Origin of the sequence: Corynebacterium sp. HMSC29G08 (genome assembly GCF_001806875.1) — a bacterium.
Classification (GTDB): Bacteria; Actinomycetota; Actinomycetes; order Mycobacteriales; family Mycobacteriaceae; genus Corynebacterium.
Genome location: NZ_KV786270.1, coordinates 1 through 14,485 on the forward strand (window position 1 = coordinate 1; position 14,485 = coordinate 14,485).

General features: G+C 61.3%; 16 protein-coding genes and 1 tRNA gene. 11 read left to right on the forward strand and 6 right to left on the reverse strand.

What is annotated here, in order from left to right:
• On the forward strand, positions 1-1,534 hold a 1,534-nt coding region (locus HMPREF3101_RS09750; RefSeq protein ID WP_210386194.1), incomplete at its 5' end, for a G5 domain-containing protein.
• A gap of 137 nt (positions 1,535-1,671) precedes the next feature.
• Positions 1,672-2,886 (forward strand): ATP-binding protein, encoded by a 1,215-nt coding sequence (locus tag HMPREF3101_RS09755; RefSeq protein ID WP_070464998.1) that lies wholly within the window; start codon positions 1,672-1,674, stop codon positions 2,884-2,886.
• Here HMPREF3101_RS09755 and HMPREF3101_RS09760 read toward each other — a convergent pair.
• From HMPREF3101_RS09760 to HMPREF3101_RS09770, 3 genes are all read right to left on the reverse strand, one after another.
• The gene (locus HMPREF3101_RS09760; protein WP_070465001.1) at positions 2,875-3,627 is read right to left on the reverse strand and encodes a hypothetical protein; all 753 of its coding nucleotides are present in this window, start codon (positions 3,625-3,627) and stop codon (positions 2,875-2,877) included. The genes HMPREF3101_RS09755 and HMPREF3101_RS09760 overlap by 12 nt on opposite strands.
• A gap of 473 nt (positions 3,628-4,100) precedes the next feature.
• A tRNA-Pro gene (locus HMPREF3101_RS09765) sits at positions 4,101-4,177 on the reverse strand.
• Between the two features lie 99 nt (positions 4,178-4,276).
• On the reverse strand, positions 4,277-5,179 hold the full coding sequence (locus HMPREF3101_RS09770; RefSeq protein WP_070465004.1) for a metallophosphoesterase: 903 nt from the start codon (positions 5,177-5,179) through the stop codon (positions 4,277-4,279).
• 24 nt (positions 5,180-5,203) lie between these two features.
• Between HMPREF3101_RS09770 and HMPREF3101_RS09775 the strand changes: the two genes are divergently transcribed.
• Positions 5,204-5,653 (forward strand): GatB/YqeY domain-containing protein, encoded by a 450-nt coding sequence (locus tag HMPREF3101_RS09775; RefSeq protein ID WP_070465007.1) that lies wholly within the window; start codon positions 5,204-5,206, stop codon positions 5,651-5,653.
• Between the two features lie 7 nt (positions 5,654-5,660).
• Here the strand turns inward: HMPREF3101_RS09775 and HMPREF3101_RS09780 are convergent, their stop codons facing one another.
• Positions 5,661-8,105, reverse strand: coding sequence for a transglycosylase domain-containing protein (locus HMPREF3101_RS09780; protein WP_070465010.1), 2,445 nt, complete (start codon positions 8,103-8,105; stop codon positions 5,661-5,663).
• 144 nt (positions 8,106-8,249) lie between these two features.
• On the opposite strand from HMPREF3101_RS09780, the gene HMPREF3101_RS09785 reads away from it, so the two are divergent.
• From HMPREF3101_RS09785 to HMPREF3101_RS09795, 4 genes are read left to right on the forward strand one after another with little or no spacing between them, the layout of a single operon-like run.
• Entirely contained in the window at positions 8,250-8,612 is a 363-nt protein-coding gene (locus tag HMPREF3101_RS09785; protein WP_083280202.1) for a WhiB family transcriptional regulator, read from the forward strand.
• 27 nt (positions 8,613-8,639) lie between these two features.
• Positions 8,640-8,795 carry a Sp36 family protein gene (locus HMPREF3101_RS11955; RefSeq protein WP_168160185.1) on the forward strand — a complete coding sequence of 52 codons (156 nt, stop codon included), beginning with the start codon at positions 8,640-8,642 and terminating at the stop codon, positions 8,793-8,795.
• A complete protein-coding gene (locus tag HMPREF3101_RS09790) occupies positions 8,795-9,268 on the forward strand; it encodes a RidA family protein (protein WP_070465013.1) in 474 nt (157 codons plus the stop codon). Before HMPREF3101_RS11955 ends, HMPREF3101_RS09790 begins: the two co-directional genes overlap by 1 nt.
• 10 nt (positions 9,269-9,278) lie before the next feature.
• A complete protein-coding gene (locus HMPREF3101_RS09795) occupies positions 9,279-10,091 on the forward strand; it encodes an MBL fold metallo-hydrolase (RefSeq protein ID WP_070465016.1) in 813 nt (270 codons plus the stop codon).
• Between the two features lie 60 nt (positions 10,092-10,151).
• Here HMPREF3101_RS09795 and glxR read toward each other — a convergent pair whose 3' ends face one another.
• Entirely contained in the window at positions 10,152-10,835 is a 684-nt protein-coding gene (gene glxR / locus HMPREF3101_RS09800) for a CRP-like cAMP-activated global transcriptional regulator GlxR (protein ID WP_052205548.1), read from the reverse strand.
• 62 nt (positions 10,836-10,897) lie between these two features.
• Complete coding sequence (locus HMPREF3101_RS12500; protein ID WP_256365756.1) at positions 10,898-11,032, reverse strand: hypothetical protein; 135 nt, start codon at positions 11,030-11,032, stop codon at positions 10,898-10,900.
• A 23-nt stretch (positions 11,033-11,055) separates the two neighbouring features.
• Between HMPREF3101_RS12500 and nth the strand changes: the two genes are divergently transcribed.
• Genes nth through HMPREF3101_RS09820 form a run of 4 tightly spaced genes read left to right on the forward strand, consistent with a single transcriptional unit; the run spans position 11,056 to position 14,320 of the window.
• Positions 11,056-11,862 carry an endonuclease III gene (gene nth, locus HMPREF3101_RS09805; RefSeq protein WP_070465019.1) on the forward strand — a complete coding sequence of 269 codons (807 nt, stop codon included), beginning with the start codon at positions 11,056-11,058 and terminating at the stop codon, positions 11,860-11,862.
• Positions 11,855-12,460: a TlpA family protein disulfide reductase gene (locus HMPREF3101_RS09810; RefSeq protein WP_070465022.1), complete on the forward strand. Its 606-nt coding sequence runs from the start codon at positions 11,855-11,857 to the stop codon at positions 12,458-12,460. Before nth ends, HMPREF3101_RS09810 begins: the two co-directional genes overlap by 8 nt.
• Positions 12,461-13,120 (forward strand): NUDIX hydrolase, encoded by a 660-nt coding sequence (locus HMPREF3101_RS09815; RefSeq protein ID WP_070465024.1) that lies wholly within the window; start codon positions 12,461-12,463, stop codon positions 13,118-13,120.
• 18 nt (positions 13,121-13,138) lie between these two features.
• Positions 13,139-14,320, forward strand: a complete 1,182-nt coding sequence (locus HMPREF3101_RS09820) for a MarP family serine protease (protein ID WP_070465027.1) — start codon at positions 13,139-13,141, stop codon at positions 14,318-14,320.
• The last annotated feature ends 165 nt before the right edge of the window (positions 14,321-14,485 follow it).

Sequence of the window (14,485 nt, forward strand, 5' to 3'; positions counted from 1 at the left end):
CAACCCGGATGGTGAGGCCACGGTTGAGGAGAAGATCACGCAGCCTCCTGTTGATCAGGTGATCAAGGTGGGTACCAAGCCGACGGAGGCCTCGTCGAAGGTGTCGTGGACTGCGCAGGTGCCGTTTGCTGTGGAGACTCGTCCGAACTCGGAGCTTGCGCCGGGCGAGGTCAAGGTTGTCCAGAAGGGTGTGCCGGGTGAGAAGACCTACACGGCTGATTTTGCGGCGACCGGCTCTGATGCGACGGTGACCCCGGAAGAGAAGCAGACGAAGGACCCGATCAACGAGATCATTGAGTATGGTCCGACACCTGCGGATACCTCGGTGGTGACCAAGACAGAAAAGCCGGTGCCGTTTGAGACGAAGATTGTCTTTGACGCCACGCTTGAGGCGGGTACGCAGGTCGTCGATACGCAAGGCGAGCTGGGTATTGATGAGGTGACAAGCACGCAGAAGATTGTCGATGGCAAGCCGTCTGGCGATCCTGAGGTGACCACTGAACGCACGAAGGAACCGGTCACGCAGGTCATCCGTGTGGGTACGAAGAGCAAACCGGTATCCGCGGACGTCGACTGGAATGAGCGGACTTCGTTCGACACCGAGGTGCGCGTCAACCCAGACTTGGCGCCTGGTGAAACCAAGGTGATCCAGGAGGGCACTCCGGGCGAGGTTAAGCACACAGTCAAGGTAACCGTGGACAACGGCAAGGTGAGCAGGGAAGAGTCCACCGAGACTATCAGTGACCCGAAGCCGCGCATCGTCGATGTTGGCCCAACTGTTGGTGAATCGGAACTGACCGACACACATGCCCAGGACATCTCTTACGAGACGATTATTGAGGAGGACCCGAACCTCGAAGCCGGCAAGGTAGTTGAGGACCAGGCGGGTGTTGTTGGCCAGAAGGAGATAACCACAACCTGGAAGCTAGTCAACGGCCAGCCGGTGGGTGAGCCAGAGACGTCGGAGACTGTGACGAAGGAGTCGCAGCCGCGGAAGGTGCGCGTGGGTACCAAGTGCAACTGCAGTACACCATCTGACCCGACGCCGCCGACTGATCCGGATAGTGGCAAGAAGGGCTCGTCTGAGAAGGCCGAGCGCTGCGTTGCCAATGCGTTTGCAACAAACAGCCCGCTGTTGTGGCTGCTGCCGATCGGCCTGCTGGCCGGCGTCGGCTATGGCGTGAACGAAGCGTTCGGCCCGCAGATCCAGTCTGTGTCTGCCGAGTTCAACGCCCGCATTAACGAGGCGTTGCCGCACACCGACTTTGGCAGCAGCCACGGCGAGCAGCCGGAGTGGGTGCGCGGTCTGCAAATGCAGATCGACGGCATTAACAGCCAATTCGCTGGTTTCGGCGAGCAGCTCAAGCCGCTGGGTATCGCGCTCGGTGCCATCGCAGCCTTGGCACTTGTGGGTTCCCTGATCGCACAGGCCTGTACTGAGGAAGGCTTTGACAACGGCATGACCGTGTGGGGCATCAAGGATGGCTCCTCCGTGCCGGGCAAGCGTCCGCAGGAATGGTCCTCCCAGGAGTAGCGCGATAGCTTCTAACCACTAAAGGCGGTCCCTGTAAAAAGGGACCGCCTTTGTGTTGCGAGGACGTTTGGAAACGTTACGACTATAACCGTAACTCTGCGCTGATTTTAGAAAAGTTACGACTATACTCGTAACCTATGCGTGTTTTTCCTCGTCCTCAATATCTTGCAGAGCTCACGGCTGTCCAAGGTACTGACCTTGTGCGAGTGATCACTGGCGTGCGGCGTAGCGGAAAATCAACACTGTTGGAGCTCTACCGCGAGCATCTTGTTGCCAACGGCTTGAGCCCAAGTCAGATCTTGACAATCAACTTTGAGGACATGAGGTTTGACCAGCTCCGTGATGCCACCGAGTTCCACTGCTACGTCCTAGATGCGATTGAGCGGGATGCGATTACGCACCTACACGTGGACGAGGTTCAAGAGCTTGACCAGTGGGCACGGGTGATTAACTCCTTACGCACTGCGCAGAGGCTCGAAATATGCGTCACCGGCTCCAACGCGTCCATGTTCGCTGGGGAGGGTTTGACGTACCTGGCGGGACGCTACGTCACCTTGGAGGTGTTTCCACTTTCGCTTGCAGAGTTCCGCCAGTTCACACAAACCCCTGCAACGGAACCCGCTGAGGTTTCCTACCAACGGTGGATGACCACCGGCGGCTTTGCTCGTAGTGTGCTTGAACCCTCGCCGGATCTTGTGCGCCAGCTTAACCGCGATCTTTTTGATTCCATCTTTGCCCGTGACGTCGCCCTGCGCGGCGAAATTCGTGACGCTGCAGTGTTCCTCCGTGTTGCCGCCTTCGTTCTCGACAACGCGGGATCGCCTTTGTCTGCCAACAAAATTGCCAACACACTCAAATCCAGCGGGATCCGCGTTAGCACGGACACGGTTGACAGGTATTTGCATTTGCTTATCGGCGCCCACCTGATCTACCCCTGCAACCGCTTCGACACGCGTGGACGCGGATGGCTGAAAACCACGCCGAAGTACTACTGGGTGGATGCCGGATTGCGCGACGCGTTGACAGGCCGTCGCGGTTCCAATACCGGACATGACCTGGAAAACCAGGTCTACCTTGAGCTGCTGCGTCGCCGATTCGAGGTGTTTACCGGCATCGGTGCTGGCGGCGAGATCGACTTCCTCGCGCGAAAAGGCGACACCAGCATCTACGTCCAGGTCGCGCTCACGGCCATGGATGAGCGGGTGTTGGCACGGGAACTGTCCTCATTTGAGGGTTTGCCGGCGGGGGCGCGCTGCGTGCTGTTAACCGGGGACCGCATTGCCTTGGACACCGGCGACGTTCAACAGCGCAACGCGTTTGATTTCCTCGCAGGTGCTGGCCTACAGCTTTAGCTCGAACGGAAGCTGGATGCCCATCTTCGGCAGCGCGGCCGCCAAACCAATCAATGCTACAACCACCGAGATCACCACGCCAACGATGGCGTCGAAGTTGTTCTCGCCGCTCTGGTTGCTCATGGAGGACAGATCCACCCCCGGCACCACACCACCCGCGTTGCCATGCTCCTCTGGGAACGCAATGACCTTGCTAATACCGCTTTCGCACGCATTCTCCGCAAGCTTTACCGAGGTATTCCAAACGTTTTTGCGCTGCTCAAGCCGACCGGTAGGAGTTGCAACCCACGCCGCGTTGAGCTTTTCTACCTGCTCCTTTGTCAACCCATCGGTGTTCTCCAGCGGGAAGACGGTGGGAATTGTCGGAAACCCATCACCCTTCACAGGCTTCACCGTGAAGTTGTTGAGATCAACGTCCTCCTGGGTCACCCCTGTTGTGGGTTTCAGGGTTTCTAGGTTGCGCTTCGCCTGCTCGTAGACAGCCTGCACATGCGCCGTGCGTACCGACGCCTCCGGGAACGCCCCCTCAACCACCTTCACCACATCACGCGCACGCTCATAGTCACCAATCTGTTTCGACTGATCAAACATGCCGCGCGCGTAGTTCTGCTCTTCCTGGCGGAACTTCACTGCACAGCGCCCATCTACCTGATCCCCGATCTCGGCGGCGTGTGCCGGAACGGCGAGGATGGTCATGGCAGCCGTGCAAGCGGTCGCAGCGGCAAGGGTACGCAGTTTCATGGGAGGCTCCTTCGATGCGTATTGGTTCAGGGTCCACCTATATAAACGCTTGCACCGCCGAGCGAGTTACACCCACCCCGACACGTTTGTAGCTACCTACACCCGGCTACTAACTCCCAAAACGGCTATTAGCTACATCTACATAGCTACAAACGCGGGAGAGGCAGGCTGAGCGCGGGCGGAGAGCGGTCGTCGGCCCCGCGCCAGCGCATCGGGCGCTATCCGATGTTTGCTATCCGACTTTTAGCGCCACCAGCCAACGCCACCACCAGGTCGCTGGGCGCAGACAATAAACGCACTCGAATTTCCCCAGGTAGAAGCGTTGCTGTCGCGAGCTTTGTCCCAACCTCCGCGGCGGATGGTCGCGGCGAAACGTAAACATCGGATAGCAAAGGTCGGATAAGCGCTATCCGATGTTCAGGCAAGACCCATAGAACGAGAAAACCTCCAGGGCGTTAACCCTGGAGGTGATGTGGTCGGGATAACAGGATTTGAACCTGCGACCTCTTCGTCCCGAACGAAGCGCGCTACCAAGCTGCGCCATATCCCGGATGTATACCTTGCAGCGTATGCTCCGCGGTACTCGCAACACTGTACTCCGCTTCTTGCCAGGGACAAAATCGCCGCTCAACCAGCATCCGACCAAGCGCTACTCGGGGCGCTCAACTATTCGCAGCAGCACCGCCGTCGGCGGGCAGAACAGGCGCACCGGCGCGAACTTCGATTGGCCCAGGCCGGGGGAGACTTCCATCCACATGCGCCCGTATCGGTGCAGGCCGGAGGCACGCTTGCGGTCGATATCCGCGTTCGTCACAATCGCGCGCCGTCCCGGCAGGCAGATCTGGCCGCCGTGGGTGTGGCCGGCCAGGGCGAGTTGGTAGCCGTCGGATTCGAAGGCGTCAAGGACGCGTCTGTAAGGAGCGTGCAAGAGCCCAATCGTGAGGTCCGCGTCGGGGTTCGGGACACCGGCGATGGCGGAGTAATCATCCAGGTCGTGGTGCGGGTCGTCCACACCCGCCAGGGCCAGGCGAACGCCGGAGGCCTTGAATTCCAGGCGTTTGTGGGTGGCGTCGTGCCAGCCGCGCTCAATAAACGCCGCGCGCATCCCCTCCCATGGAAGGTCCACATAAGACGGGGTGCGCTTGCCACCGGTCAAGTACTTCAGCGGGTTGACTGGCTTCGGCGCCCAGTAATCATTCGTGCCAAACACGAACGCGCCCGGCACATTCAACAGCGGTCCCAGCGCGTCAAGTACCCACGGCACGGCGCGCGTATCCGACAGGTTGTCGCCGGTGTTGATCACCAAGTCCGGCGCCAACTCCGCAAGGCCAGACACAAACGACACCTTCTTCTTCTGCCCCGGGATCATGTGCAGGTCCGAGATGTGCAAGATGCGGAAGTCGTCTTTACCCTGCTGTGAACCTCGCTGTGAACCGCGCAGTGTGCCCGGCGCCAGCAGCGGCAGTTCGTATTCGCGCAGTTGAAAGTGGGTGGTTTGGGTGATGGCCCACGTAAGCGTCGATAAGCCTAAAGCTCCAATGACCTTCTTCATTTACACCACTGTAATCTCGCAACCATGAGTGCATTCAAAGACCAGATCCGCGCAGACATGAAAGAGGCCATGAAGGCCAAGGACAAAGACCGCACCGGCACCATCCGCATGCTGCTCGCCGCGATCCAACTCGCCGAAACCGAGGGCGCAAAGCACGAGCTTGAAGAGGCGGAGATTCAGAAGATCATCGCCCGTGAGATTAAAAAGCGCCGCGAATCCGCCGAGATTTACCAGACCAACGGCCGCGAGGACCTGGCCTCCCAAGAGCTGAAGGAGGCACAGATCCTGGAGATCTACCAGCCGAAACAGCTGACGGACGAGGAGCTTTCCCAGCTTGTGGACGCCGCCGTGAACACCACCGGCGCCACCTCCATGGCCCACATGGGCCAAGTGATGAAGGAAGCCACCGCCCAAGCTGCCGGCCGAGCCGACGGTAAGCGCATCTCTGAGGCCGTGAAGGCGCGACTGAACTAGTGCAGCGCTAGTTCAAGATGTTCTGAAGCTCGTTTGCGGCGTCGCCCAGTTGGCGGCCAAGCTCATCCAAATCCACAGTGGGTGGAGGTAGCGGCACGGGTTCCGTGGGCGCGCCCGGCGAGGTGGTGGGGGTACCCGGCGTTGTTGTTGCCGTGCCGGTGGGGGAGGAAGTCGGCGTGCCTGTGCCGTCGGAGACATTGACGGTGACAATGGTGCCGCGCGTTAAGTTCGGATCGCTTGCTACTACGGAAACCACCTGGCCTGCGGGCGTGCCGCCGCCGCTGACCGTCACCACGGTGACCGTAAAGCCTTGGGCTTCCAGCTTGGTGCGGGCGGCGGCGGACTGCATGCCAATCACCTCATCCAACACGCCGCGGCGCGTGCCCTTCTTGTAAGCCCAAGAAGACTCCGGCAGGCCAGCCGCCGCGGCGCCCGGCACCCAGCTGGCGGCCTGGAACCACGTGTCGGCCGCCTCGTTACCGCCAAACAGCGTGCCGTAGGGACACTGGCGCACTGGCCCGGTGCACAGCGGGGAAGACTGGACGCCGTCGTTGAAAATGTACGGCGCAGCCGATACGCCGCGGGTAAAGGCAAGGAACGCCGAAGACTGGTGGGACTCAGTCGTGCCCGTCTTTGCGGCAACCGGGGCGCGCCAGCCGTTGAAGTTAGCGGCGCGCTGTGCGGTGCCCTCAATGGCGTCTAGCGTCATGCCCTGCGACAGCGCGGCGGCCACGTCCGGGTCAATCGCCTGCTCACACGGTGGGCGTTCGATGTAGACCTCGCGGCCGTCCTTGTCCGTCACGCTGCGGATCGGGTTTGGTTCGCACCACATGCCTCTCGACGCCAACGTGGCACCCACATTCGACAACTCGAGCGGGTTAACCGCCAGGGGTCCAAGGGTAAACGCGCCCATGTTCTCGTCCTTGGCGGCTTGGGCGATGGAGCGGCCGTCTCCAAACGAGCCGTCATCTAGATAGGAACGCAGACCCAAACGCACCGCCGTATCCACCACCTTAGGTACGCCGATGCGCTGAATCAGCTCAATAAACGTGGTGTTGGGGGAGTGGGCGAGCGCCTCGGCAAGCGTCATGCGCGGCGGGTACACGCCCGCGTTTTCCACACAGTACGCATCCGGCGGGCAGCCAACCGCGCCACCTTTACCCATGCCGTAAACCACGGAGCGAGTGGGCACTTCAAGCACGGTGTCTAGGCCGTAGCCCTGCTCAAGGGCCGCGGCGGCGGTGAAGATCTTGAACACGGAACCCGCGCCGTGGCCCACCAGCGACGCCGGCTGCGGCAAAATCGTCTGGCTCTGCTCCAAGTCCAAGCCGTAATAGCGTGAGGACGCCATTGCCACAATTTCACGCGTCTCCGTACCTGGAATGATGATGTCCATGACATTGGCAACGCCGGGGGTTTCCGGCGCCACGTTGTTGCGCAACGCACCGTTCGCCGCCGCCTGGATCGCCGGATTCAACGTGGTGTGAATGGTGTAGGAGCCGCGTTCCAGCTTCTCCTGCGGCAGCCCCTTCTGCGCAAGGTAGCGAAGGGCGTAATCGCAGAAGAAGCCGGCGTCGCCGGCGGCAATGCAGCCGTCTGCAAGCAATGCTGGACTTTCCAACATGCCAAGGGGCATGCCGGCATTCCTGTCGGCTTCTGCTTGGGTGATGTAGCCCTCCGCCGCCATGTTCTGCAGCACAATATTGCGACGCGTGGTGGCACCCTCCGGGTTGGTGTACGGGTTGAGTGCCTCAACGGACTGCAGCAGCCCGATCAACAGCGCTGCCTGCGCCGGGTTCAACTCCACGGCGGGGATGCCGAAGTAGGTCTGCGCGGCCGCCTCGATGCCGTAAGCGTGGTTACCAAAGCTGACCAGGTTTAGGTAGCGGGTGAGGATCTGATCTTTATCCAGCGTTTTGTCCAGGTCAGAGGCCATGCGCATCTCACGCAGCTTGCGCGGGATCGACTGCTCAGTTGCCGCCCTGGCGTCCTCATCCGAATCGGCTTCAACCAGCCACAGGTAGTTCTTCACGTACTGCTGGTTGATTGTGGAAGCGCCCTGCTCCACGCCACCGGCCAAAATATTGGTCACCATCGCGCGGGCGAAGCCCTGCATATCCACGCCCTCATGCGTGAAAAAGCGACGGTCCTCCGTGGCCACCAGCGCATCTTTGGCGTATTGCGAAATCTGGTGGCTCTCCACCTCGTAGCGGCGCTGTTTAAAAATCGTGGCAATCGTGTCCCCGTTGACATCCGTGATGGTGGTCACCCCTGGGACCGCACCGTCGGACATGTCCGAAAGGTTGGACTGCATCGTCTCATCCGTACGTGCAATGGCCATGCCGCCAAGACCCACGATCGGTGCAGCGCACAGCGCCGCTGCCAGCGCCGACGCCAATGTCGCGGTGATCAGCTTTCCAAGAGATTGCCCGAAGGACCGAATGCCAGACACGCTTTTACAGTAAACGATGCGTCGATGTGGTGGAATAGCCCACTCCCCCCAAATCTGTGATCAATTCGACACCTGCAGGGGGCTGTGAATACACTTACACATGCAATATGCAGAGTGTTGCAAGAAATTTGAAAGGGGTTTGCCATGACCGCCACGTTGAGTCACATCGCCTACGCTGAGCCTGCAGCCCGAGTAACGGCGCGGAAATGTGACGCATCCGGCAATTTGGTGTTTGACCGTGGGGATTGGGTAACGCAAGCGAACTGCCGCAACGGTGACCCGGATGCCCTTTTTGTCCGTGGCGCTGAGCAGCGCAAAGCTGCAGCCGTGTGCCGTCGTTGCCCGGTGCAGCTAGAATGCCGCGCCGACGCTTTGGATAACCGTGTGGAGTTCGGTGTCTGGGGTGGGCTGACCGAGCGTCAGCGCCGCGCCGTTCTTCGCAAGAACCCGCATGTGACCGACTGGGCAGAGCATCTGTCTTCCGGTGCCGAAATCGAGGGTCTTTAACCCCTATATCCCGGTATGGTGGTTGCCATGACTAAATGGGAATACGCCACCGTACCGTTGCTCTCGCACGCCACTAAGCAGATCCTGGACACCTGGGGTGAAGACGGCTGGGAACTCATCGCCGTCATCCCGGGCCCGAACCCGGACAATGTTGTGGCCTACATGAAGCGGGAGGCTCAGTAATGTCGTGGAAAGCTCGCCTAGCTGAGCTGGGCATTGAACTGCCCACCGTTGCTGCGCCCGTGGCCAGCTACGTCCCTGCCATCCAGGTGGGTAATCAGGTTTGGACTTCGGGGCAGTTGCCGCTTGTGGACGGTGCGCTGCCCGCCACCGGCAAAGTCGGCGCAGCAGTCAGCGAAGCCGATGCTGCCGAATATGCCCGCCAGTGCGCGCTGAATGCTCTGGCCGCTGTAGATGCCTTGGTGGGCCTAGATAACGTCGCCCGCATTGTGAAGATTGTTGGCTTTGTTTCCTCTGACCCTGCCTTTACTAGCCAGCCCGCAGTAATTAACGGTGCCTCGGACCTGATGAAGGAAATCTTTGGTGACGCAGGCGAGCACGCACGCTCCGCCGTTGGCGTTGCCGTCCTGCCGTTGGACGCACCGGTGGAAGTGGAGCTGGTTGTTGAGCTAGCTGAAGCGCCAGCAAAGGCATAGGGTAGAAGACATGAAGCACCCTGCATATAGCCAGTTGCGTCCAGTGACGGCGAACGCCGCCGTCGTGCTCGCCCCCAACCCCAGCTACGGCTCCCTTGAGGGCACGAACTCCTGGGTAATCCGGGATCCTGAGGATGAGTACAGCATTGTTGTTGACCCGGGCCCGGCAGATGAGGGTCATCTCAACGTGCTGCAGGCCAAGGCCGACAAGGTCGCCCTGATCCTTCTGACCCACCGCCACCACGACCACGCCGATGGTGCAGAACGTTTCCGCCAGCTCACCGGCGCACCGGTGCGTACATTTGACCCGAACTACTGCTCCGACGGTGCGGAGCCGCTGCAGGACGGCGAGGTCATCTCCGTTGACGGTGTCACCCCCAAGCTGAAGGTTGTCCACACCCCGGGCCACACCTCTGACTGCGTGTGCCTCTACGTGTACCCAGGCGAGGCCGAAGGCACCCCTGAGGGCATCATCACCGGCGACACCATTGCTGGACGCCACACCACCATGATCTCTGAGACCGACGGTGACCTTGGCCTGTACCTGGAGACCCTGGCCAAGCTGGAAGAAGACGGCCGCGGCGTCATGCTGTTGCCGGGCCACGGCCCAGAAGGCGAGGACCTTTCGGCCTACGCGCGCAAATACATTGACCGCCGTAACCAGCGTCTCCAGCAGATCCGCGAAGCCTTGGCCACCCACGGCCAGGACGCGGACATCAATACGCTTGTAGACGCGATTTATGACGACGTTGACCCCGTCCTGCGCGGCGCCGCCGAGCAGTCCACCCGCGTCGCCCTGCGCTACCTGCAGGCAGATCAGTAGGGTTTCGGTAGGGTTGCCGCCCCTTTCTGGGGCGGCTTTTTCGTTGGCGTAGCGGCTTGGCTAGCGTGCGCGGCGGGCCAGGTGCTCCGTGTCCACGATAAGCACGCTCTTGCCCTCCAGGCGGATCCAGCCGCGGTGGGCGAAGGTGGCTAGAGCCTTGTTTACGGTCTCGCGGGAGGCGCCGACAAGCTGGGCGATCTCTTCTTGGGTCAGGTCGTGGTTGACGCGCAGCGCGCCGCCTTCCTGCATGCCAAAGCGGTTTGCCAACTGCAGGAGGGTCTTGGCCACACGGCCCGGGACGTCCGTAAAGATCAGGTCTGCCAGCGAGGCGTTGGTGCGACGTAGACGACGCGCCAGCACGCGAAGCAGCTGCTGGGAGATCTCCGGGTGGGTATCAATCCACTGCTTCAGCATCGTGGAGTTCATGGTGGCCGCAGTGACTTCGGTGACGCACACGGCGGAAGAGGTGCGTGGGCCCGGGTCGAAGATAGACAGCTCACCGAACATGTCGGACGGGCCCATGACGCTGAGGAGGTTTTCGCGGCCGTCGGGGGCATGGCGGGCGAGCTTCACTTTCCCGTCCACAATAATGTAGAGGCGGTCGCCCGGCTCGCCTTCATCAAAGATGGTGGTGCCACGCGGGAACGTGACAGTCTCCATATCCGCAATCAGGGCAGCGACCGCGTCAGGGTCAACGCCCTGGAAGATGCCTGCCCGTGCGAGAATTGCCTGCACGTCTTCCATCGGAACCTCCTATAACATATTCCTGTGACCAAATCAGATTCTAAACCACGTTGAGACTACCATCACACGGCAGCCGCTGTGGCGGAATCTGCAGGGGAATTGCCGCCGGTGCCTAACGCGGCCTGTTCCATCCGTTCCATACCAATGGTAAACAGCCCGAGAAATAGTGGAACAATGATGGCGGCGATGATGGTCATGGGGATGATTGTAGGGTGTGCGTATGGCGTCGATAAGCAGAAGCTCCCACAGGCGGGGCAAACACCCCGCGGCGAAGGGGACCGAAACCCGGCTGGGGCTTGTGCGCCGCGCGCGGAGGATCAACCGCACGCTGGCGGAAACCTACCCCGACGCGCACGCTGAGCTGGACTTTTCAAACCCGCTTGAGCTGCTGGTAGCAACCGCGCTGTCTGCCCAGACGACAGACGTGCGCGTAAACCAGGTAACCCCCGCGCTCTTTGCCAAGTACCCAACCGCCGAAGCCTACGCGGAAGCCAACCAGGCGGAAGTTGAAGAGATCATCCGCTCCACCGGGTTCTTCCGCTCCAAAGCCGCCAACCTGATTGGCCTGGGGCAGAAGCTGGTGAGTGATTACGGCGGTGAGGTCCCCGTGGCGCTGGAAGACCTGGTCACGCTGCCGGGCGTGGGGCGCAAAACGGCGCACGTGGTTCGAGGCAACGCCTTCGGCTTACCGGGCCTGACGGTGGACACTCACTTCCAACGCCTGGTGAAGCGGCTGATGTTTACTGAAGAAACTGACCCAGTGAAAATTGAACACGCGGTGGGGGAGCTGCTGGAAAAACGTGAGTGGACCATGTTCTCCCACCGCATCATCTTCCACGGGCGGCGCGTATGCCATGCCCGGAAGCCGGCGTGTGGTGTGTGTCCGATAGCATTTGACTGTCCAAGCTTTGGCGCCGGACCTGTAAATCCGGAGGAAGCGGCAGCGCTGGTTAAAGGCGTAGAACGCGAACACATTCTGCACATGGCCGGATTCGACGAGCCCGGATTGGAGGCGGCGAGTGAATAAGCCAGCATTCGCATCTGTGGTTGCCGCTGGTGTGTCCACAGTGTTCATCCTTGCCGGGGCGTTTGCCCTGCTCCACGGCGGTCCAGATGGGGGCTCGGACGTGTCGTTGGCTTCTTCGCCCACCCCTTTGGTCAGTGGCCAGCACTCCGAAATGATGGCGCCTGCGGCGGACTACTCCGGCAGCCGCCCAGATTGTGTTGCCGGTGGTGTTGGCGGCGTTGACCTGCCGTGCCTTGGTGGTGCGGAGGAGCCAGGTCAGTTCACAGACATCACCCTGGTCAACGTCTGGGCGTGGTGGTGCGTGCCGTGCCGCGAGGAACTGCCGGTGCTAGACCAGTTTGCCCGCGCACACCCAGAAGTCAGTGTGGTTGGCGTCCATGCGGACGCTAATGCTGATAACGGCATTGCGCTGCTGGATGAGCTGGATGTGTCTTACCCCAGCTACCAGGACGATTCCGGCAGGTTTGCCGGCCAGCTGGCGCTGCCGAACGTGGTGCCGCTGCTGTTGGTGTACAAGGGCGGGGAGCAGGTTGCTGTGCACGCGCAAACGTACGCGAGCGTGGAAGAGCTAGAGGCGCTCATTGGGCAGGTTAGTTAGATGGACGTAGCGCTCACCCCTGAGCGTGCGCCAGGCTGGCTGCGCTCGCTCATCGGTGCTTTGGGCGACCCGGACCCCTCCGAGCCGGCTGATGCCGCGGTCCTCGTGCTGTTCACCGGCGCGGATCAGGACAGTTTGCCTGAGGACTCCGCGGTGTTAATCACCCACCGCCACCCCAACATGCGCCACCACTCTGGCCAGATGGCGTTTCCCGGCGGCCGCATTGACCCGGAGGACCGCGGGCCGGTGGACGCCGCCTTGCGCGAGGCAACTGAGGAGACCGGCCTTGAGCGCCACCGCATGACCCCGCTGGCGGTGCTGGACGTGATCACCACGGGCGGTTCTGGCAAGCGTGTCCGCCCGGTGATTGCGTATGCCGCCGACCCGGGTGAGGTCTACCCGGCCAGCGAGATTGAAACCGATGACGTGTTTTTCATCTCGATTGCGGACTTGGTGGATCCGTCGAAACGCTTAAAGGTGAAGTTCCAGAGACGGATTGGGCCAGCGTTTTGGGCGCGCTGCTACCTGGTGTGGGGTTTCACCGCCGGGGTGATAGCCATGCTTCTCGACGCCGCCGGTTGGTCCCGCCCCTGGGACCGAACCACCCGCCACCCGCTTGATGATGTCCTGGCACGCTCCTGCAACGATGAACGCTGGTAGCCAGTTAGACTAACGCCGATGCTTTTGGATTTGGCTCTGGTTGCACTGATCGTGCTCTCGCTGATTGGCGGGTGGCGTTCAGGTGCGCTGGCGTCCGTTTTTGCCGCCGTCGGCGTGGTAGCGGGCCTGGTGGTGGCTCTGGCGATCGCCCCCTTTGCGCTTGACGCCACCGATTCGCACATGCTGCGCATTGTGATCCTGGTGCTGTTGGTTGTCGGATTTGTGGCCGTGGGCAACATCGCCGGTTCCGCCGCGGGTGCGCAGGTGCGCGGCAGTGTGCGCAGGCGTTGGGTGCGTCGCGTTGACTCCCTCTTCGGGGCTGCATTCCAGGCTTTAGCGATGAGCCTGGTGCTGTGGTTTATCTCCATCCCGTTGGCGGCGTCAGTACAGGGCCCGGTGGGCGACACGCTGCGCGCCTCCAAGGTATTCGGGACGATTGACCGGGTGGCGCCTGCGGGAATTAGCCAGATGCCACTGCGTATGGCCGCAATGCTGGACCAGTCCGGCCTGCCGCCGTTGGTGTCACCGTTTGGTCCGAATGTGGCGCAGGTAGACGCACCGGACCCGGCAAGTGTGCGCGAATCCATGTTGGCCGAAGTTCGCCCGGCCGTGGTACAGGTGCTTGGAGATTCCAACGTGTGCCAGCGCCGCCTCACAGGCAGCGGTTTTGTCATTGATCATGACTACGTTTTGACTAACGCCCACGTTGTCGCAGGCACAAACGTTGTCGCCTTGGACACGGTCATCGGCGTCAAGGAAGCCGAGGTGGTGTTCTACGACCCGGACGTGGACATCGCTGTCTTGTACTCCCCGCAGTTGGGCATCGATCCGCTCCGGTGGTCCCCGAAGGAGCTTTTGCCTAACGACGCCACCGTTATCCTCGGCTACCCCCAATCCGGACCCTTCGAAGCCGCCCCGGCCCGCGTACGCGGCCGCCTGAACATCTCCGGACCCGACATCTACGCGGCAGGGCGCGTGGATAGGGAGGCATACGCCATCCGCGGCAGCGTCCGCCAAGGCAACTCCGGTGGTCCGTTGGTTGATGTGGATGGCGGTGTTGTGGGCATGATCTTCGGCGCCGCGATGGACAACGCCGAAACCGGCTACGCTCTGACCGCTTCACAGGTGCAGGAGCGCATTGGTGATGTGCGCGCACTCCGCGTTCCCGCGGATACGCAGGCTTGCGTGGGTGGGGAGTAGTCGCGCCTATGCTGCTGTGCTGCTGTCCGTTAACGCTAAAGGTCGGATAGCAAACATCGGATAGCGCCTAAACATCGGATAGCAAACATCGGATAGAGCCCAAAAAGGGCCGAAAACGGCGCTATCCGACCTTTGCTATCCGATGTTTAGGCGCTATCCGATGTT